Source organism: Sphingomonas sp. BGYR3, from assembly GCF_025153455.1.
GTDB lineage: Bacteria > Pseudomonadota > Alphaproteobacteria > Sphingomonadales > Sphingomonadaceae > Sphingomonas.
The window spans coordinates 1,342,783-1,362,282 of record NZ_JANZNT010000001.1; the positions used below are offsets into that span (position 1 = coordinate 1,342,783).

A 19,500-nucleotide genomic window follows, 5' to 3' on the forward strand; every position below is an offset into this window, starting at 1 on the left:
CGCCCCGGAATTGATCCGGGGTCGGGCACCTTGCCCGAAAGATCAGCCCAGCCTCGGCTCAACGCCCGTGCGACCGTGTCTTCAGCGTCAGTCAACGGGGGGAACCGACAGGTATGGCTCTCCCGCTCTGAAGGAGATCACTCCGCCCTTCGCCGTGCCTATCCGCTTGAAGACACGAGCCTTTGCCTCATGGACGATCGATAGCTGGCCCGGCGCTGACCAGACGACGCTTGTCCAGATCCCGCCCGCATTCGCCCGTGGAGCGTTACCATGGTCGCTGTCGGCAACGAACACTTCGACGGCATCGGACGGTCGCTCGTTCGCGCGACCGACCAGAACGACGGTCGCATAGTCCGTCGTCGCCCCGCAATCTCGCAGCACCGTCGAAGCATATCGGTCGCTGCCAGGATCGCGTGCAACCTGAAGAACCTTGGTCGAGCATAAGGGTTCGGCGGCACAGCCGACCAGGCCATACAGCGACAGATAGCAAAAGCAGCGCAACGTCACTTTTTCAAAAAGCGACGTCCGCGCCACCCCGTCACTCCGCCTTCTTCGCCACGCCCACCAGCGCGGGGCGCAGCAGCCGGTCCTTGATCATGTATCCGGCCTGGATTTCCTGCACCACCGTGCCCGGTTCGGCGTCCGACGGCATTTCCATCATCGCCTGGTGCCGGTTGGGGTCGAGCGGCTGGCCCACCGCCTCGATCCGCGTGATGCCGTGGCGGCTGAACACCGTTTCCAGCTCGCGGCCCGTCGCCTCCAGCCCGATGACCAGGCCCTTCATCTTCTCGTCCGCGCGCAGCTCGTCGGGGATCGCGGCCAGCGCGCGCGACAGGTTGTCGGCCACCGACAGGATGTCGCGGGCAAATCCGGTCGCGGCATAGGCGCGGGCGTCCTGCGCTTCCTTTTCCGCCCGGCGGCGCACATTCTCGGTATCGGCGCGGGCATACAGCACCTGCTGCCGTGCCTCGACCAGTTCGGCTTCAAGCGCGGCCAGCCGGTCCTGCATCGCCACTTCCGGCGCTGCTTCGGCGGTTGCCTCGCGCAATTCCTCGCTGACGGTTTCGCCGCCCGGCTGCTGCCCGGCGTTCTCGGTTTCCTCGGTCATCATGTCCCTGTTCTGCTTCGTCTTTATGCCAGCAGACGCGCCAGCGTCGCTGCGGTGAAATCCACCATGGGTACCACGCGGGCATAGTTCAACCGGGTGGGGCCGATCACCCCCACCACGCCGACCACCCGCCCGTCAAGCGCCCGCACCGGCTTTGCGATCACCGACGAACCGGACAGGGCGAACAGCTTGTTCTCGCTGCCGATAAAGATGCGCGCCGCATCCCCCTGCCGCGCCGAATCGAGCAGGCGGGCGATTTCCTGCTTGCCCTCCAGTTCGTCCAGCAACTGGCGCACCCGTTCCAGGTCCTCGGCTGCCGCGCTGTCCACCAGCCGCGCCTGACCGCGCACGATTAGCACCGGGCGCTGATCGCCATCCTCGCTCCACACCGCCAGGCCGCGTTCGACCAGTGCCCGGCCCGCCGCGTCCAGCTCCGCCCGTTCCCGCGCGATCTCGGCCGACAGCCGGGCGCGCGCCTCGCTCAGCGTCTGGCCGGCCAGCATGGCGGACAGGTAATTGGCCGCCTGTTCCAGCGCGCCGGGCGGCAGGCCGGGGGGCAGGTCGATGACCCGGTTTTCCACCGTCCCGTCCGTGCCGACCAGCACGGCCAGCGCCTTGTCCTGCGCCAGCGGCACGAACCCCATCTGGCGCAGCACCGGCTCACGCTTGGGCACCAGCACCAGGCCGGCACAGGCGGACAGGCCGGACAGCGCCGCCGTGGTTCCGGCAATGGCTGCGTCCACCGGCCCGCCCTGCCCCGCCTCGCGCTCGATGGCGCTGCGTTCCTCCAGCGACGGTTCATGCGCCTGCATCATGCCGTCGACGAACAGGCGCAGGCCCATGTCGGTCGGCATCCGCCCCGCGCTGGTATGCGGCGCGGCCAGCAGGCCCAGCTCCTCCAAGTCCTGCATCACGTTGCGGATCGACGCGGGCGACAGGTTCAGCGCGGACACCTTGGAAATCGTCCGCGATCCCACCGGTGCGCCGGTGTCCAGATAGGATTCCACGACAATGCGGAACACATCGCGCGCCCGGTCGGTCAATTCGGTAATCGGCGGCCCCATCATGGACGCAGATTTAAGGATTTTTGCGCAGAATCAAAGCGGCATCCAGAATCCCTCTCCCCTTGCGCCGTCCGGCCCTCGCCACCTTGCGCGCCCCTTTCGCCCCGCGCCCATCGGGTCTAGGGGACGCAGCGACAGCCACAGGAGAACCCCATGCGTCCATCCGGCCGTGCGCCCGACGAAATGCGCGCCATCACCATCACGCCCAATTTCACCCGCCATGCGGAAGGTTCCTGCCTGATCGCGTTCGGCGACACGCAGGTGCTGGTCACCGCCAGCATCGAGGAAAAGCTGCCGCCATGGCTGCGCGGCAAGGGCGAAGGCTGGGTGACCGCCGAATATGGGATGCTGCCCCGCGCCACCCATACCCGCGGCAGCCGGGAGGCAGCAAAGGGCAAGCAGTCCGGCCGGACTCAGGAAATCCAGCGTTTGATCGGCCGCAGCCTGCGCGCCGTCACCGACCTGAAACTGCTCGGCGAGCGCCAGATCACGATCGACTGCGACGTGATTCAGGCCGATGGCGGCACCCGCACCGCTTCCATCTCCGGCGCATGGGTCGCGCTGCGCCTCGCCGTCGACAAGCTGATGGCAGAGGGCAAGCTGACCGTCGATCCGATCACTGCCCAGGTCGCGGCGGTCAGCTGCGGCATCTGGCAGGGGACGCCGGTGCTCGACCTTGATTATCCCGAAGACAGCGCGGCCGATGCCGACGCCAATTTCGTGCTGCTGGGCAATGGCAACATTGCAGAGGCGCAGGCCACGGCCGAGGGCGCGACCTATGACGAGGAAGGGCTGCTCCGCCTGCTCCGCCTCGCCCGGATCGGCTGCACGCAGATCTTCGCCGCGCAGGCAAAGGCCGTCGGTCGATGACCCCGGACGAGGACGCCGTGCCGCCCCAGGCGATCCGCAAGCTGGCGCCCGGCAAGCTGGTCATCGCCAGCCATAATGAGGGGAAGGTCCGCGAAATCCGCGAGCTCCTCGCCCCCTATGGCATCGAACCGGTCAGCGCCAAGGAACTGGACCTGCCGGAACCCATCGAAACCGGCACCACCTTCCTCGCCAATGCGGAGCTGAAGGCGATGCAGGCCGCTGACCTCAGCGGCCTGCCCGCCCTGTCCGACGACAGCGGCCTGTGTGTCGAGGCGCTGCTGGGCGCGCCCGGCGTGTTCACCGCCGACTGGGCGGAGCGTCATCCGTATGAGGGGCCGAAGGGCCGCGACTGGTACATGGCGATGGGCAAGGTGGAGGGGAAACTCGCCGAACTTGGCCCCGATGCCAACCGCTCGGCCTATTTCGCCTGCACCCTCGCCCTCGCCTGGCCCGACGGTCATGTCGAATGGTTCGAAGGCCGCGCGCACGGCCACCTGGTCTGGCCGCCGCGCGGCACGCTCGGCTTCGGCTATGACCCCGTATTCGTGCCGGAAGGCGACACCCGCACCTTTGCGGAAATGGACCCGGCGGAAAAACACAGCATCAGCCACCGCGCCGACGCCTTCCGCCAACTGGTCGCTGCGGTGTTCTAGGCGCCGGCGATGACGGGCACCGCCCCCTCCGTCAGTGCTGCGCACTGCCACCTACCCCTGGCGGGGGAGGATCGCACTACTCCTCCCCCGCCAGGGGGAGGTGTCGCCAACGGCGACGGAGGGGGCGGAATCCAGTGCGCCTGACAGGAACCACCAAAGCAAGACAGGCTGCGAAAGCGCTGCGCCAACGAATGACGCCTCCAGAACTCGCCCTATGGAGCGCCCTTCGCGGCAACAGGACGGGCGTCCGATTTCGGCGCCAGCATCCTGCCGGCAGCTACATTCTGGACTTTTACTGCGCTCCGGCAAAATTGGCGGTTGAGGTGGATGGTGAGGCGCATGAACGGGGAAACCGGCCGGGACGGGACGCGGCGCGCGACGCCTGGCTGTCGGCGCATGGGGTTGTGACGCTACGGTTCAGCGCCCGTGACGTGGCGAGCGACCTGGATGCCGTGGTCCGGCAAATCATGTCCGTCACCCATGAACGGATCGATGCGGGCACCGCCCCCTCCGCCAGTGCTGCGCACTGCCACCTCCCCCTGACGGGAGAGAAGGCGGAAGCATGACGACATCCGCCCCACTCGCCCTCTATGTCCACTGGCCGTTCTGCGTCAGCAAATGCCCCTATTGCGACTTTAACAGCCATGTCCGCGAGACGGTGGATCAGGACGCATGGGCCGCCGCGCTGCTCGCTGACCTCGCCCACGAAGCCGCCCTATTGCCCGGGCGGCGGCTGGGATCGATCTTTTTCGGCGGCGGCACGCCGTCGCTGATGCCGCCCGCGACCGTCGCGGCGATCATCGACACGGCGACCGCCGCCTGGTCGCCGGTCGACCGCCTGGAGGTGACGCTGGAGGCAAATCCGTCCTCGGTAGAGGCGGCGCGCTTTGCCGATCTTGCCGCCGCGGGCGTCAACCGCGTCTCGCTGGGGCTGCAGGCGCTGGAGGATGCCGCGCTTGCCTTTCTGGGCCGTGCGCACGGCGTTGACGAGGGGCTGGCCGCGCTCGCCACGGCGCAGGCGTCCTTCGGCCGCGTCAGCTTCGACCTGATCTATGCCCGCCCCGGTCAGTCGCTTGCGGGGTGGGAGGCGGAACTGACCCGTGCCCTCGCCTATGGCACCGAGCATCTGTCGCTGTATCAACTGACCATCGAACCCGGCACGCGCTTCGCCACGCTGGCGGCAAAGGGCGATCTGGTGATCCCCGATGGCGATGCCGCCGCCGATCTGTGGGACGCGACACAGGCGCTGACCACCGCCGCCGGGCTGCCGCTGTACGAGGTGTCGAACCATGCCCGGCCGGGCGCGGAAAGCCGCCATAACCTCAGCTACTGGCGCTATACCGACTATGCCGGCATCGGCCCCGGCGCGCATGGGCGGCGGGGCGGCATCGCCACGTTCCGCCATAAAAAGCCGGAAAACTGGATCGCGGCGGTCGAACGCAACGGCCATGGGTTGCGAGAGGAAACCGCGCTCACGGCCGATGAACGCGCGACAGAGGCGATGGTGATGGGCCTGCGCCTGGCCGAGGGGCTGGACCTTGGTCACCTGACGAACGTCGGCAATGCCCCTGCGGACACGCGGATCGACATGAGCGCGGCCGACAGGCTGGCCGGGCACGGCCTTGTCTGGCGGACGCCCGACCGGATCGGCCTGACTCCCGCCGGGATGCCGCTGCTCGATGCCGTGCTGCGCGACCTGGCGCGTTAGTCGGCGAAGCTGCGCGGCGCCGCCGACACCACGGTCGTCGTGCCGCCACGGATTTCCTGAACCTCCAGCGCCCGCTCCGCCACGCCGTTGCGCCCGAACCGGAACGCCCCGTCCAGACCGGCAAAGCCGTCCTGCGACACCAGCCGCGCCTCGGGGAACGGCGTTCCCACCTTCCACTCGCGGGCGATCCGGATGGTCAGCAGCACCGCATCATAGCCCAGGCTGGACAGACGATAGGGCGCGGCACCGAACCGGGTGCGATATTTGGTAGCATAGGTGCGATACAGGCCGTTGGACACGCTGGCATACCATGCGCCGTTCAGCGCGGGATTGCCCGCCACGCCGGTATCGGTATTCCACAATTCGGTGCCCAGCAGCCGCGCACCGGCATTCTTGCCGCGCCGGATCGCCGGGATGGACAGCGCCGCCGTCCCCGAACTGTCGGCGACCAGCACGGCCTGGAACGGCGATGCGCCATTCAGCCGGCCGACCGCCGCGTTGATCGATGCCTGGCTGCGGTCATAGCTCTGCATGGCGACCACGCGCCCGCCCGCCCCTTCGACCGCGCGCAGGAAACTGGTCGATGCCCGCTCCCCATACACGCCGCGCGGCATCAGGCCCGCGAAACTGGTGATGCCGCTCTGCCGGGCAAAACCGACCACCCGCTCGATCGACTGGTCGGGGGAATAACCCATGACATAGGCGCCGTTGCCCGCCACCGACACGTCGTTGGAAAAGCTGAGCACGGGAACGCCCGCCCGGCGCGCAATCGGCGTCACCGCGCGCACATCCTCGGCCAGCAAGGGGCCCAGGATCAGGCGGTTGCCGTCCGCAATCGCCCGCTGCGCCGCCGCCGCCGCGCCGGTTGCGGTGTCATAGGTGGTGATGCGCACCGCCTTGGTATTGGTGTCCAGCAGGGCCAGCGTGGTCGCGTTGGACAGGCTCTGCCCAACGCCGGCATTGGCACCGGTTAACGGCACCAGCAGCGCGACCCGGTGCCGCTCGCGGTCCTCCGGGATGCCGCCGGTGACGGGCGGCGGTGGCACGGGGCGTGGCCGGGTGACCGGGCCGGGCTGTTGCGGCCCCTGTTTCGGCACGACCTGACATCCGGCCAGCGCCAGGCCAAGGCCGATTGCCGCCAGCCTGAACCACGTCGTCATCCTTCCGGGTTTCCCTGCCGCCTCAGTCATGCCACTCCCGTCCTCATGCACGCCGAACTCTCGCCCGGTCTCTATATCGTCGCCACGCCCATCGGCAATCTCGGCGATCTCTCGCCGCGCGCCGCCGACATCCTCTCCCGCGCCGATGTCATCGCGGTGGAGGACAGCCGGGTCACAGCAGGCCTCCTGCGCCATATCGGCATCAAGCGGCCAATGACACCCTATCATGACCATAATGCCGATCAGGTCCGCCCTGGCCTGATCGAACGGATGGCACGACAAGTGGTTGCGCTGGTCAGCGATGCGGGCACGCCGCTGATTTCCGATCCGGGGTTCAAACTGGTGCGCGATGCGCGGGCGGCCGGGCATCTGGTCGTCACCATTCCCGGTCCTTGCGCCGCGATTGCCGCACTGACGCTGGCCGGGCTGCCCACCGACCGGTTCTTCTTCCTGGGCTTTCTGCCCGCCAAATCGGGGGCGCGGGCAGAGGCGATCCGCGAGGTCGCTGGCATCCGCGCCACGCTGATCCTTTATGAATCCGGCCCCCGCCTTGCCGCCTGCCTGACCGCGCTGGCCGAGGGGCTGGGGGATCGCGAAGCGGCGGTGGCGCGCGAAATCAGCAAGAAGTTCGAGGAATGCGTCACCGGCACGCTGGTTCAGCTTGCCGAACGCTATGCCGATGCCCCGCCAAAGGGCGAAATCGTGGTGATCGTCGGCCCGCCTGCCGATGCGCCGCCCCCCGCCATCGAGGATGCCGACGCCGCGCTGGCAGAGGCGATGACCCGCCTGCCCGCATCAAAGGCCGCGGGCGAGGTGGCGAAACGCTTCGGCCTCGACCGGCGCGAACTCTATGCACGCGCCATGGCGCTGAAAGGCGAATCGGATGCGTGACCGCCGCGCGGCAGAGGCGATGGGCCGGGCGGGTGAGGACAGCGCCGCCCGATGGCTGGAACAGCAGGGATGGCACATCCTGGACCGCCGCGTGCGGACGCGCGCGGGCGAGGTCGACCTGATCGCCGCCCGTCCCGGCCTGATCGCCTTTGTCGAGGTAAAGCTGCGCGCAACCCCTGCCGACCTGGATTTCGCCATCGACGAACATCGCCTGGCCCGGGTCGCCGCCGCTGCCGAGGCGCTGGCGCATCGATACGCCACCGATGGACAGGATATCCGCATCGACGTCCTGCTCATCGCGCCCGGTCATCCGCCCCGGCATATCGAGAATGCGTGGATCGGGTGACATATGCCGGGCCAGCCCCTATCTGCCCGCCAGCTATCGAGGGGAATGACCAACCATGCCGCTGACCGTCGCTGTCCAGATGGACCCGCTGGACACCATCAACATTGCGGGCGATTCGACCTTTGCCCTGATGCTGTCCGCCCAGGCGCGCGGCCACCGGCTGTTCCATTATCTGGTTCAGGACCTCAGCTGGTCCGACGGGCGGCTATGGACGCGGGCGCATCCCGTCACCGTGCGGCGCGAACCGGGTAATCACTTCGACCTCGGCGATCCAGTCAATCTTGATCTGGGCGATGAAGCGGACGTGGTGCTGATGCGTCAGGATCCGCCCTTCGACCTCAGCTACATCACCGCCACCCACCTGCTGGAGCGGATCGGAGACCGCACCCTCGTCGTCAACGATCCCCGTTCGGTGCGCGATGCGCCCGAAAAGGTCTGGGTCCTCGATTTCGCCCGCTTCATGCCGCCGACGCTCGTCACCCGGTCCTATGACGAGGCAAAGGCGTTTCTGGCGCAGCACGGCGCGATCGTCGTCAAACCGCTGCACGGCAATGGCGGCAAGGCGATCTTCAAGATCGACGCCGATGGCCAGAACCTGTCCTCGCTGATGGAGGTGTTCAACACCGCCTATCGCGAACCGCACATGGTTCAGGCATTCCTGCCGGACGTGGCACACGGCGACAAACGCATCGTGCTGGTCGATGGCGAGGTTGCGGGCGCGATCAACCGCATCCCCGGCGCTGGGGAGATCCGGTCGAACCTGGCGGTCGGCGGTTCGGCGGTGCAGGCCGACCTGACCCCGCGGGAGCGCGAGATCTGCGCCGCGCTTGGCCCGGAACTGAAACGGCGCGGGCTGATCTTTGTCGGCATCGACGTGATCGGCGGCGAATGGCTGACCGAAATCAACGTGACCAGCCCGACCGGCATCGTCGCCATCGACCGGTTCAACGGCACGGATACCGCCGCCATGATCTGGGACGCGATCGAGGCTCGGGTCGCGGCCCGCGGCTGATCATGCGCTGCGTGCGATTGCCGCACTCGTGCGTTGGGGCGGCATGACCGACTGGATTCTCGACTGGATCGCCTGGGGCGGATATGTCGCCATCTTCCTGTTGATGGCGCTGGAAAACATCGTGCCGCCGGTGCCGTCCGAAGTGATCATGGGCCTGGGCGGCATGGCGATCGCGCGCGGCGACATGAGCTTCTGGCCGCTGCTCATCTGGGGCACGCTGGGCACGCTGGCCGGCAATTACTGGTGGTACTGGGTCGGCCGCCGCGTCGGCTATCACCGCCTTCGCCCCTTTGTCGAACGCCACGGCCGGTGGCTGACGCTCGACTGGGCGGATGTGGAGCGAGTTCACCATTTCTTCCTGCGCCATGGCGGGATCACCGTGTTCGTGTTCCGCATGCTGCCGACGTTTCGCACGATGATCTCGCTGCCCGCCGGCATGACGGGGATGTCGGTGTGGCGCTTTTCGCTGTGGACGCTGGCGGGCAGCAGCGTGTGGAACGCCGTGCTGATCGCCGCCGGCTATTATCTGGGCGCCAATTTCCGCGAACTCGACCGCTATGTCGGGCCGATCGCGGTGGCGATGACGGTGGGGATCATCGTCATCTATCTCTACCGCGTCATCACCTGGAAAAAGGAGGATTAGGCGCGCGGGTGGGCGTTGCGATACACGTCCATCAGATGCGCTGCATCCACGCCGGTATAGACCTGCGTCGACGACAGGCTGGCATGGCCCAGCAACGCCTGTAGCGAGCGCAGGTCCGCCCCCCGGCCCAGCAGGTGCGTGGCAAAGCTGTGGCGCAGCGCATGGGGCGTCGTCCGTCCGTTCAGGCCAAGCCGCACCCGTGCCGCGCGCACCGACTTGCGGATGATCGCGGGCGACAGCGGCCCGCCCCGCGCGCCCCGGAACAGCACGGCATCGCGCGCCGTGCCATAGGGGCAGAGCCGCACATACTCCTCGATTGCCGCACGCACCGGCGACAATACCGGCACGATCCGCGTCTTGGCCCGCTTGCCCGTCACCACCATGGTCTCGCCCAGCGGCAGGATGGCCCCGGTCAGCGCCATCGCCTCCCCGATGCGCAGCCCCGCGCCGTACAGCAGCAGCAGTACTGCCCAGTCGCGCGCCGCGATCCACGGCTCATCCGCCTGTTCGGCCACATCCTCGGCCAGCGCGACCGCCTCGTCCGGGCTGACCGGCCGGGGCAGCCCCTTTTTCACGCGCGGTCCTTTCAGCCGGGGCAGCGCCGCCCCCTCCCCGCCTGCCCAGGCCAGGAACCCGCGCACCGCAGACAGCTCCCGCGCGGCAGAGGCGTTGGTCAGGCCATCGGCGCGCCGATGCGCCAGGAACGCGCGCAGGTCGGCCGCATTCACTCCGCCCAGCGCCGCCCGGTCGACCGGGCCGCCCCAATGCCCCTGCAGAAACGCGATCAGCCGCTCCGCCGTCGCCTGATAGGCGCGGACCGTGTGCGCCGACCGCCGCCGGTCGCGCGTAAGGTGCCGGGCGTATTCCAGCGGCAGCGGCGGCGGCCCCTCCATGCCCCTAATTCCCGGCGGGTTCGCGCCGCGTCAGGATCGCACGGGCCAGGTCGGCAATCCGCTCGCCCAGCGCGCGATATTCCGTTTCGTATGCCGACCCGTTGCGCCATGCGAGCGCGATGGAGCGATAGACGTTCCAGCCGGGGATTTTCAGGATTTTCAGGCTGGAACTGCCGCCGACCTCCGACGACAGGTACAGGCCGGGCAACAGCGTCATGCCCATGCCGCTGGCCACCATCTGATGCAGGCTGTCCAGGCTGGTGCCCTCATAATCCGGGCTGATCGCCATGCCGTGATCGCTGGCAACCTCGGCCAGCTGGCGGTGGAAATGATGGCGCGGATCCATCGACAGCATCACTTCGCCGCGCAGGTCCGCAATCGTCACCTCGTCGCGCCGGGTCAGCGGATGGTCGGCCGCCACCACCGGCAGCAACGGTTCGCGGAACAGCGGCTCGATCACCACGCCCTCGCCGCCGATCGGCAACGGCCCCAGATGCAGGTCGATCTGCCCGCGCGAAAGCTCCAGCGCCTGATGCGCGGGAATCCCTTCGCGGACATACAGGCGCAGGTCCGGCGCATATTCGTGCAGGCGCGAAATGATCGGCGACAACAGATACGGCCCCAGCGTCGGCGTGGTGCCCAGCCGCAGGGTGCCGGACAGGCCATGCCGCCCCTGCCGCGCCACCGCCTCCAGCTCGCGCACATCGCGCAGGATCGCGCGCGCCCGGTCGATGATCGCGCGGCCGATCGGCGTCGGGATCGCCCCGTTCGCCCGCCGCTCCACCAGTGTGATGCCCAGTTCTTCCTCAAGCACGCGGATCTGCTGGCTCAATGTCGGCTGGGACACATTGGCGCTGACCGCGGCCTGGCCGAAACTATGCGCATCGGCGATGGCGACGAGATATTCGAGTTGGCGCAGCTTGACCATGGGCACTCCCCTTTCCGCCGGGCATAGCGAAAACCTATCAAAAGTACCATCCTAAATCCATTTGAGCTTTGGGTTGGTCACGGGCATTCCTTTTCCAGCGGGCCAATGTCCCCTTGCCCCCACCGGTCCGCAACCGCAGAGCCTGTTCCCAAAGCCGATCCACGCGACATGGACGGCGGGGCGCAGACAGGACGCGACCAAGGTCTTGCGCCCGTGGCTCTGCGCCGGCCGGGAGCCCCCTGACCAGGGCTCCCGGTCGGACCACCCGGGATGGCGGCCTGCCCGCCGCCATCTCACTCATGGGTCGGCCATGTTCGCATGGCGCGGACCCGCAGATGGATGGAGAGGGTTATGCCGACGTCGTTATGGCCCATCATGGCACTGCTGCTCACCCCTGCCCCGGCAAAGACAGTAGTGATCGAAAACCGGACCGAGCGGCCTGTCCATCTGCGGGAAAACCGGATGCCCGGCCATTTCGTCAATGCTCCCACCGCGCGCATTGCGCCCGGATCGGCGGAATGGCTGGGCAGCCCATTGGGCAAGATCATGGTGCCCGTGTCCGAGGCGGACCAGCACCGGCTGGAACTCAGCTATGTCGATGAACAGGGCAATGGCTGCCGCTTCGTCGCCGCGATCGAGGCGCACAGCGAAGCCTGGGTCCGGTTGCGACCCGCCGCCTCCGCCATCGGAACCGCGCGGTGCGAGGCACGGACCGGCCGAACCGTCGGGGATTTCGTCTATGTCATCGCCGGATGACGAACCGCTCGGCACGGCCGTCCCGGCGCTGTTCGATGCCGCGCTGATCCGGGCGATCCGCGACGGGCGCCCGGCCGGGGTTTGCGGCATGATCGCGGTCGCGCACCGGCTGAAACGCGATCTTGGCGCATCCGGCGTGCGGGTCGCCCGGCTGGCGGCGCGGGCGGTCATCGGTACCAATGCGGCCCCCGCGACGGAGCGGCGCGCGCTGGTCCGTTTTCACACCCTCGCCCGGCCGGCGCGCCGACCCTGATCCGTCTCAGGCGATGGTTTCGCCGGTCTTGGCCCAATCGGCCATGAACCCCTCGATCCCCTTGTCGGTCAGCGGATGCTTGACCAGCTGGCGGATCACGGCCGGCGGGGCGGTCATCACATCGGCACCGATCCGCGCCGACTCCAGCACATGAACGGGGTGACGCACGCTGGCGACCAGGATTTCGGTGCCGAACGCATAGTTGTCATAGATCAGGCGGATGTCGCGGATCAGGTCCATGCCATCGAACCCCAGATCGTCATGCCGCCCGACAAAGGGCGAAATGAACGTCGCGCCCGCCTTGGCCGCCAGCAACGCCTGATTGGCCGAAAAGCACAGGGTCACGTTGGTCATCACGCCCTGGCTGCTCAGCGCCTTGCACGCGCGCAGGCCATCCAGCGTCAGCGGCAGCTTGACGCACACATTGTCGGCGATGGCGCGCACCACCTCGGCCTCGCGCATCATGCCGTCATAATCCAGCGCGACCACCTCGGCCGAAACCGGTCCGTCGACCAGGCCACAGATTTCCGCCACGACCTCAAGAAACCGGCGACCCGATTTGTGGATCAGCGAGGGATTGGTGGTCACGCCGTCCAGCAGGCCGGTTGCGGCCAGATCGGCGATCTCGGCGGTGTCGGCGGTGTCGACAAAAAACTTCATGATATCCCTCTTGCGGTCGGCGGAGTCGCCCTCGCCGCCCTTTCGCCCATCCGCAGGCCGCGGGCAAGGGCGGCCCGAACGGGATCGCCGCGGCACCAGTTGTTAACCAAACCGGCGCTAAACCGTGCATCATGCTTCACGCCCATGACTTCGCCCCGGTTCAGGACGAATACCGCCTCCATCTGATCGAATCGCTCAGCCTGCATCAGGCGATGGCGGGCAGCGAACTGCAACAGATAGCCGCGCTCGCCGCCGAACTGATGGGTACGCCGACCGCACTGGTCACGCTGATCGACGATTGCCAGCTCTGGGCCAAGATCCGCGTGGGCATCGACACGCCGGGCACGTCCCGCGAAACCGCCTTTTGCGATCTCGTCCTGCGCGACAATGAACTTGTCGTGATCGAGGACCTGTCCAGTGATCCGCGCAGCCGCGACAATCCCCATACTCGCGGGGCAAATGCGGTCAGCGCCTATGCCGGCGCTCCGGTGCGGCTGCGCGATCCCGGCGGCGGCGTGATGTGCCCGATCGGCACCCTGTGCGTGTTCGATGTCCAGCCGCGCAGCTTCACCGCCGAACAGGTCGAGCGGCTTCAGGCGCTGGCACGGATTGCGGAACAGGTCATCCAGATGCGGGCGGCAATCGTCGCCGTTGAAAACCGGTCGAACGAGTATCGCGATCAGGCCCAGGCCCTGCGCCATCAGCGCCGCACCTTTGAACAGGCAGAGCGCATGGCGATGATCGGATCGTGGCGCATGACCTTGCCCGACCGCAACGTGACTTGGTCCGACGGCGTGTTCCGGATTCACGAACTGGATCCGGGCACGGACATCTCGCTGATCAGCGCGCTGGATTTCTATCCGCTCCACGCCCGCGAAACGGTGGTCAACGCGCTGGACGAGGTGATCGCCACCGGCAAGCCGATGCACCTGGAGGTCGATTTCGACACCGCCCGCGGCCGTCGCCTGCGCGTGCGTTCAATCGGCGAACTTGAGCTTGAGGATGGCCGGCCGGTTGCCGTCACTGGCCTGATCCAGGATATTACCGACCGCTACCGCATGGAGCGGACCCTGCGCCGGTCCGCCAATGTCGATGAAGTCACCCGGATCGGCAATCGCGCCGCATTCAACCGCGAGCTTCAGACCGCAATCGACGGTGCGGCACGGGGCGATCATCCCCTGATCCTTGTGCTGATCGACCTGGATGGCTTCAAGGGCGTGAACGATACCCATGGCCATATGGCGGGCGACGACATCCTGCGTGCGGTTGGCCGGCGGATGCGGGCGCCCTATCTCGCCGGCGCTTTTGCAGCACGACTTGGCGGCGACGAATTTGCCCTGATCCTAACGGATTCCGCGCTGTGCGGGGATATCGGCGGTCTGGTCGAACGGCTGCTGTGCGACCTCAAGATGCCGGTTCATACCAGTGCAGGACGCCTGCCGATATCGGGCACCATCGGCTATGCCGAATATGGTCCGCTCACCGGGTCGCAGCGCGAGTTCATCCACCGGGCCGACACCGCCCTGTACGAGGCAAAGCGCATCGAACGGGGCACGGCACGCCGCTATTCCGGCCTGTTGTTCCGGCCCAGCGGCCATACCCGCGGCGCGGACTGACCCCGCGCCGCCCCGCCCGCATCCGGCGGGCTTACCGGATCAGGCCGAACACCGATTCCAGCACCGGATCGCCGGTAGAGCGCGGATCAGCGCGGATGCCCGCTTCCTCCCGCCCAATGGCGCTCCAGATCGCGCGGGCGGCCGATCCCGACACATCGCGCTGGATGCCGGTGAAATCGACGCCTGTCGCCGCACCCAGCAACTGGCCCAGCACGCCGCCATCCAGTTCGCGCAGCGCGCCGCCCACTTCGGGAAACAGCGCATCGACGATCCGGTCGCCGACCGACCGTTCCAGATAATCCGTCGCTGCCTGCGGCCCGCCGCGCACGATGCCGATCGCATCGCCAAAGCTCATCCGGCGGATCGAATCATACAGGATCGGCGTCGTCCGTTCCGCCGCATCCCATGCCGCATCATTGACCAGCCGCAGCAGCTGCCCCTGCACAACGGGCGTGCGCAGCAACCGCTGAAGCACGCCGCCCGCCTGGTTGCTGGCCAGTCGTTCCGGCACGCCGATACGCAGCACCGCGTCGCCGAAAAACCCGTCCTGCGCCGCCAGCCGCGCAAAGGCGCGCTGCGTCGACAGCATCAACAGCCGCCGGATCGCCTCGTCCATGCTGGCCATGCCGCCCATGCCGGTACACCCGGCCACCAATGGCAACGCCGCCATGCCGATCAGCAGATGGCGGCGCCGGATCACACCCTCGATCATATGCTCACTCCCTTGATGCGTTCCCCATAACGCACGGGGCTGGCCAACGGATGAACGGGCGGGGTTTTCGGAACGGCATGGAACCGCGATATGGGGGTCATGGCATCCTCCCGCGCCCGCGTCATCGTTCTCAATTCAGCGCTCGGCCCGCTCGATTATCGCGTGCCGGCGGGAATGACCGTTGCACCGGGCAGCATCGTCGTCGCCCCGCTCGGCCCGCGCCAGATGCTGGGCGTGGTGTGGGAGGAGGATCGCCTGCCCGGCGAAACGGTCGGAGACAACCGGCTGCGCAACCTGATCGCCGTCGCCGATGCGCCGCCCGTCCCGCTGCCGCTTCGCCGGCTGATCGAATGGACGGCGGATTATTATGTCGCCCCGCTGGCATCGGTGCTGCGCATGGCGCTGGCCTCCACCGCCGCGCTGGCGGGCGATCGCACGATCATCGAATATCGCGCCACCGGCCTGGTTCCCGACCGGCTGACCCCGCAGCGCGAACAGGCGCTGGCCCGGATCGGCGTGCGACAGGGCACGATCCGCGAGCTTGCCGCCATGGCCGAAACCTCCGACGCGGTGCTGCGCGGCCTCGTCAAGGCGGGCGCGCTGGAACCGGTTGAGGCGATGGCCGACCGCCCCCTGCCCGTGCCCGACCCCGCCTTTGGCCCGCCGCGGCTCAGCGCCGAACAACAGGCGGCGGCCGATGCGATCACCGCCGCCGTCGATGCCCGCGCCTTCGCCCCGTTCCTGCTCGACGGCGTCACCGGCTCCGGCAAGACCGAAACCTATTTCGAGGGGGTGGCCGCCGCCATCGCCGCCGGGCGGCAGACGCTGGTGCTGCTCCCCGAAATCGCGCTGACCGAACCGTTCCTGAAACGGTTCGAGGCGCGGTTCGGCTGCGCCCCCGTCGCATGGCATTCCGACCTTCGCGCCACCCAGCGCCGCCGCGCGTGGCGCGCCATCGCCAGCGGCGACGCGCTGGTGACCGTCGGCGCCCGATCCGCCCTGTTCCTGCCCTATCGCGACCTTGCCCTGATCGTCGTGGACGAGGCGCACGAGACGAGTTTCAAGCAGGAAGAGGGCGTGCATTACCACGCCCGCGACGTCGCGGTGATGCGCGGCCGGTTTCAGGGGTGCCCGGTCGTGCTGGCCAGTGCCACCCCGGCCATCGAAACCCGGGTTCAGGTCGCGATGGGCCGTTACACCGAACTCAAGCTGCCCGGCCGATACGGCCCCGCCGAACTGCCGTCGATCGAGGCGGTGGACCTGATCGCCACGCCGCCCGATCGCGGCCGCTGGCTGGCCCCGCAACTGGTCAAGGCGATCGACGCCACGCTGGAACGCGGCGAACAGGCGCTCCTGTTCCTCAACCGGCGCGGCTATGCCCCGCTGACCCTGTGCCGCACCTGTGGCCACCGGTTCCAATGCCCCAATTGCACCGCATGGATGGTCGAACACCGGCTGATCGCGCGGCTGACCTGTCACCATTGCGGCCACACGATCAAAAGCCCGGACCATTGCCCGGAATGTGAGACGGAGGATTCGCTGGTCGCCTGCGGCCCCGGCGTCGAACGCATCGCCGACGAAGCGCGCGCGCTATGGCCGGAAGCGCGCACCGCCATCGTCACCTCGGACACGCTCTGGTCCCCCGCCCGCGCCGCCGAGTTCGTCGCGCGGATGGAGGCAGGGGCCATCGATATCGTGATCGGCACGCAACTGGTGACCAAGGGGTATCATTTCCCCAACCTGACGCTGGTCGGGGTGGTCGATGCCGATCTTGGCCTGTCGGGCGGCGATCTGCGCGCGGCCGAACGGACGTTTCAACAGATCATGCAGGTCGCCGGCCGGGCCGGGCGCGGGGAAAAGCCGGGCCATGTCCTCATTCAGACGACCCAGCCGGGCGCAGCGGTGATGCAGGCGCTGGTGAACGGCGATGCCGACGGCTTTTATACCGCGGAAACAGACGCGCGGCGCGAGGCTGGCGTGCCCCCCTTTGGCCGTTATGCCGCGATCATCGTGTCCAGCGAGGACAAGGGCGCGGCAGAGGCGACGGCCGATGCGCTCGCCCGCTCCGCCCCGCGCGGCGATGACCTGCACATCTATGGCCCCGCCCCCGCTCCGCTCGCCATGCTGCGCGGCCGCCACCGGATGCGGCTGCTGGCCCACGCCCCCCGCTCGGCCCCGCTACAGGATGCGATCCGCGACTGGCTGGCCAGCGTCGAATGGTCCGCCAAGGTCCGCGTGGCCGTGGATGTCGATCCCTACAGCTTTGTCTGATCCCTTCCTCGCCGCCACAGACTGGGCCGGTGCGAGCGAACACGATCGGGGTCGATGAACCTATCCTTCGGCGGCGGGCTGTAATTCATCTGCCATTCGTCGAACACGGCGACGCAGCAGACCAGCCAGAGCACCCATCCCAGCGCGTACATGAAACACACCATGGCAAAGCGGACTGGATGTTCTTCTGCGTCGATCATGCCATGGCGCCGCAACTCGATCGACCCGTCGGTCAGGTCCATGCCGAACCCGATCAGCCCGATCAGCAGGACGATGGCTCCGGCCAACAGCTTCCATGGCCGATCCTTGATCCTCAACGCCGAACTCCTGACGCAAAATGGCGGGCACCGGTTTTGGCCCAAAAGATGAAGAATGGGTTCAAGCCGCGCTCGACAGCGCACGGTCCCGCCGGTAATCCCTGCCGCTGATGGTCATCCGGCTGATCCTGGCTTTTGCTCTCCTGATCGGCCTTGGCGCGCCCGCCCGTGCCGATGACATCGCGGCATCGTCGCGCGGCGTCGTCCGCATCGTCACCATCGCGGTCATCGATGACGAGGTTGTGGATTTCAGCCATGGCAGCGGCTTTGCCGTCGCGCCCAACCGCATCGTCACCAACGCCCATGTGGTGGAGGCGGCGGCCCGCTATCCCGGCAATGTCATCATCGGCGTGGTGCCGTCAGAGGGCGCGCGCGCCGTTCAGGGTCGGCTGATCGCGCTCGACCCGGACCGCGATCTTGCCCTGATCGAATTCGACGGCGTGCGCCTCAGCCCGCTAGTCCTGTTCACCGGCCCGATGGGCGAGGGTGAGGCGGTGGTCGCGCTCGGCTATCCCGGCAATGTCGATCTGGCGACCGCCCGCTCGGCCCGCGACTTCATCACGCCCTTGTCCCCCGTCCGCTCGCAGGGTGTCCTGTCGGGCCAGCGCAGCCTTGTTGGCACCAATGTCCTGCTGCACACCGCCAGCATCGCGCGCGGCAATTCCGGCGGCCCGCTGCTCGACCGGTGCGGCCGGGTGCTGGGCGTGAACAGCGCGCTGACCCGCGGCGAGGAAGGGGACAGCAGCTTCGGCATCGCCGTGACCGAGGCGGAACTGGCGGCGTTCCTGCGGGAGGCAAAACAGCCGGTGCGCACCATCGGCGTGCCCTGTGTCGGGGCAGAGGAATTGCTGGAACAACAGCGGGAGGCAGAGGATCTGGCCGCCGCACGCACCGCCGATGCCGCGCGTGCCGCCGAACAGCAGAGCGCGGCGGAACGCGCCCGCCGCCTCGATCTCGCCCGCGCGGAACAGCAATCGGTGCGGGAAAACTTCATCGCTGCGGCCGCGCTGGCGCTGGCATTGTCCGTCCTGTCGCTGGGCGGGGCCGGGCTGCTGGCGAACCGGGGACGAAAGGGACCGGCCATCGCCCTGGCGGTCCTTGGCGGGCTGCTGATGATCACGGCGATCCTTGCCTTCCTGCTGCGCCCGGGCACACAAGCACTGGCAGAGGCGGCCCGCGACGGCGCCGCCGTGCCGCCCGCAACCCGTGCCGCGCAAACCGGGCCGATGACCTGCACCATCCTGACCGAGCGCAGCCGGATTACCGTTTCCGAAACACAGGACGTTCCCATCGACTGGCGCGGCGATGGCTGCATGAACGGCACCACCCAGTACACGCCGGCGGGTCAGGCGTGGGAACGGGTCCTCGTCCCCTCAACCGAAACCACCGTTTCCGTCATGCGCTATGATCCGGCCAGCATGACGCTGACCGACAGCCGCTATTACCTGCCCGGCGCACGGCTGGCCGAGGCGCGCAGGCTGCGCGACGGGGTGACGCAAAAGGCGTGTTCGACCGACCGCGCGACGCTGGATCAGCTGGCCCGCGATCAGGCTGCGCTGCGCCAGACCTTGCCCGCACGGCCGAATGAATGGCTCACCTATCGCTGCACGCCGGGAACTGCCGCCAAGCCTCGCTGAGC

General features: G+C 68.0%; 22 protein-coding genes. 13 read left to right on the top strand and 9 right to left on the bottom strand.

The features are described 5' to 3' along the window. Positions 1-87 precede the first annotated feature (87 nt). From NYR55_RS06150 to hrcA, 3 genes are read right to left on the bottom strand one after another with little or no spacing between them, the layout of a single operon-like run. Positions 88-534, bottom strand: coding sequence for a hypothetical protein (locus NYR55_RS06150; protein WP_260020323.1), 447 nt, complete (start codon positions 532-534; stop codon positions 88-90). Between the two features lie 4 nt (positions 535-538). Further along, entirely contained in the window at positions 539-1,135 is a 597-nt protein-coding gene (gene grpE, locus NYR55_RS06155; RefSeq protein ID WP_260021580.1) for a nucleotide exchange factor GrpE, read from the bottom strand. Then, positions 1,132-2,175 carry a heat-inducible transcriptional repressor HrcA gene (gene hrcA, locus NYR55_RS06160; protein WP_260020324.1) on the bottom strand — a complete coding sequence of 348 codons (1,044 nt, stop codon included), beginning with the start codon at positions 2,173-2,175 and terminating at the stop codon, positions 1,132-1,134. Before hrcA ends, grpE begins: the two co-directional genes overlap by 4 nt. Before the next feature lie 150 nt (positions 2,176-2,325). On the opposite strand from hrcA, the gene rph reads away from it, so the two are divergent. The 4 genes from rph to hemW all read left to right on the top strand — a co-directional run bounded on the left by rph (position 2,326) and on the right by hemW (position 5,403). After that, a complete protein-coding gene (rph, locus tag NYR55_RS06165) occupies positions 2,326-3,042 on the top strand; it encodes a ribonuclease PH (RefSeq protein WP_260020325.1) in 717 nt (238 codons plus the stop codon). Beyond that, entirely contained in the window at positions 3,039-3,695 is a 657-nt protein-coding gene (rdgB, locus tag NYR55_RS06170; RefSeq protein ID WP_260020326.1) for an RdgB/HAM1 family non-canonical purine NTP pyrophosphatase, read from the top strand. Before rph ends, rdgB begins: the two co-directional genes overlap by 4 nt. Before the next feature lie 191 nt (positions 3,696-3,886). Next, positions 3,887-4,261: an endonuclease domain-containing protein gene (locus tag NYR55_RS06175; protein WP_260020327.1), complete on the top strand. Its 375-nt coding sequence runs from the start codon at positions 3,887-3,889 to the stop codon at positions 4,259-4,261. Continuing rightward, positions 4,258-5,403 carry a radical SAM family heme chaperone HemW gene (hemW, locus tag NYR55_RS06180; RefSeq protein WP_260020328.1) on the top strand — a complete coding sequence of 382 codons (1,146 nt, stop codon included), beginning with the start codon at positions 4,258-4,260 and terminating at the stop codon, positions 5,401-5,403. Before NYR55_RS06175 ends, hemW begins: the two co-directional genes overlap by 4 nt. Here the strand turns inward: hemW and NYR55_RS06185 are convergent. Continuing rightward, positions 5,400-6,563 (bottom strand): penicillin-binding protein activator, encoded by a 1,164-nt coding sequence (locus NYR55_RS06185; RefSeq protein ID WP_260020329.1) that lies wholly within the window; start codon positions 6,561-6,563, stop codon positions 5,400-5,402. The genes hemW and NYR55_RS06185 overlap by 4 nt on opposite strands. 45 nt (positions 6,564-6,608) lie before the next feature. Between NYR55_RS06185 and rsmI the strand changes: the two genes are divergently transcribed. From rsmI to NYR55_RS06205, 4 genes are read left to right on the top strand one after another with little or no spacing between them, the layout of a single operon-like run. After that, positions 6,609-7,454 (top strand): 16S rRNA (cytidine(1402)-2'-O)-methyltransferase, encoded by an 846-nt coding sequence (rsmI, locus tag NYR55_RS06190; RefSeq protein ID WP_260020330.1) that lies wholly within the window; start codon positions 6,609-6,611, stop codon positions 7,452-7,454. After that, the gene (locus tag NYR55_RS06195; protein ID WP_260020331.1) at positions 7,447-7,800 is read left to right on the top strand and encodes a YraN family protein; all 354 of its coding nucleotides are present in this window, start codon (positions 7,447-7,449) and stop codon (positions 7,798-7,800) included. The genes rsmI and NYR55_RS06195 overlap by 8 nt, the downstream gene beginning before the upstream one ends. Positions 7,801-7,855: 55 nt before the next feature. After that, positions 7,856-8,812 carry a glutathione synthase gene (gshB, locus tag NYR55_RS06200; RefSeq protein WP_260020332.1) on the top strand — a complete coding sequence of 319 codons (957 nt, stop codon included), beginning with the start codon at positions 7,856-7,858 and terminating at the stop codon, positions 8,810-8,812. Positions 8,813-8,855: 43 nt separating this feature from the next. Continuing rightward, positions 8,856-9,455, top strand: coding sequence for a DedA family protein (locus NYR55_RS06205; protein WP_260020333.1), 600 nt, complete (start codon positions 8,856-8,858; stop codon positions 9,453-9,455). Here NYR55_RS06205 and NYR55_RS06210 read toward each other — a convergent pair. Next, complete coding sequence (locus NYR55_RS06210; protein WP_260020334.1) at positions 9,452-10,348, bottom strand: tyrosine recombinase XerC; 897 nt, start codon at positions 10,346-10,348, stop codon at positions 9,452-9,454. The genes NYR55_RS06205 and NYR55_RS06210 overlap by 4 nt on opposite strands. Positions 10,349-10,352: 4 nt before the next feature. Further along, positions 10,353-11,276, bottom strand: a complete 924-nt coding sequence (locus tag NYR55_RS06215) for a hydrogen peroxide-inducible genes activator (RefSeq protein ID WP_260020335.1) — start codon at positions 11,274-11,276, stop codon at positions 10,353-10,355. A 375-nt stretch (positions 11,277-11,651) separates the two neighbouring features. Here NYR55_RS06215 and NYR55_RS06220 point away from each other — a divergent pair, with 375 nt between their 5' ends. Beyond that, positions 11,652-12,032 (top strand): hypothetical protein, encoded by a 381-nt coding sequence (locus NYR55_RS06220; RefSeq protein WP_260020336.1) that lies wholly within the window; start codon positions 11,652-11,654, stop codon positions 12,030-12,032. Next, positions 12,016-12,285 carry a hypothetical protein gene (locus NYR55_RS06225; protein WP_260020337.1) on the top strand — a complete coding sequence of 90 codons (270 nt, stop codon included), beginning with the start codon at positions 12,016-12,018 and terminating at the stop codon, positions 12,283-12,285. The genes NYR55_RS06220 and NYR55_RS06225 overlap by 17 nt, the downstream gene beginning before the upstream one ends. A gap of 6 nt (positions 12,286-12,291) precedes the next feature. Here NYR55_RS06225 and fsa read toward each other — a convergent pair whose 3' ends face one another. Further along, a complete protein-coding gene (fsa, locus tag NYR55_RS06230) occupies positions 12,292-12,945 on the bottom strand; it encodes a fructose-6-phosphate aldolase (RefSeq protein ID WP_260020338.1) in 654 nt (217 codons plus the stop codon). A 131-nt stretch (positions 12,946-13,076) separates the two neighbouring features. Between fsa and NYR55_RS06235 the strand changes: the two genes are divergently transcribed. Beyond that, positions 13,077-14,561: a diguanylate cyclase gene (locus NYR55_RS06235; protein WP_260020339.1), complete on the top strand. Its 1,485-nt coding sequence runs from the start codon at positions 13,077-13,079 to the stop codon at positions 14,559-14,561. Between the two features lie 31 nt (positions 14,562-14,592). Here NYR55_RS06235 and NYR55_RS06240 read toward each other — a convergent pair whose 3' ends face one another. Continuing rightward, the gene (locus NYR55_RS06240; protein WP_260020340.1) at positions 14,593-15,273 is read right to left on the bottom strand and encodes a DUF4197 domain-containing protein; all 681 of its coding nucleotides are present in this window, start codon (positions 15,271-15,273) and stop codon (positions 14,593-14,595) included. Positions 15,274-15,372: 99 nt separating this feature from the next. Between NYR55_RS06240 and NYR55_RS06245 the strand changes: the two genes are divergently transcribed. Next, positions 15,373-17,544, top strand: coding sequence for a primosomal protein N' (locus tag NYR55_RS06245; RefSeq protein WP_260020341.1), 2,172 nt, complete (start codon positions 15,373-15,375; stop codon positions 17,542-17,544). Here the strand turns inward: NYR55_RS06245 and NYR55_RS06250 are convergent. Continuing rightward, a complete protein-coding gene (locus NYR55_RS06250) occupies positions 17,529-17,861 on the bottom strand; it encodes a hypothetical protein (protein WP_260020342.1) in 333 nt (110 codons plus the stop codon). The genes NYR55_RS06245 and NYR55_RS06250 overlap by 16 nt on opposite strands. Before the next feature lie 110 nt (positions 17,862-17,971). On the opposite strand from NYR55_RS06250, the gene NYR55_RS06255 reads away from it, so the two are divergent. Further along, complete coding sequence (locus NYR55_RS06255) at positions 17,972-19,498, top strand: trypsin-like peptidase domain-containing protein (RefSeq protein ID WP_260020343.1); 1,527 nt, start codon at positions 17,972-17,974, stop codon at positions 19,496-19,498. The last annotated feature ends 2 nt before the right edge of the window (positions 19,499-19,500 follow it).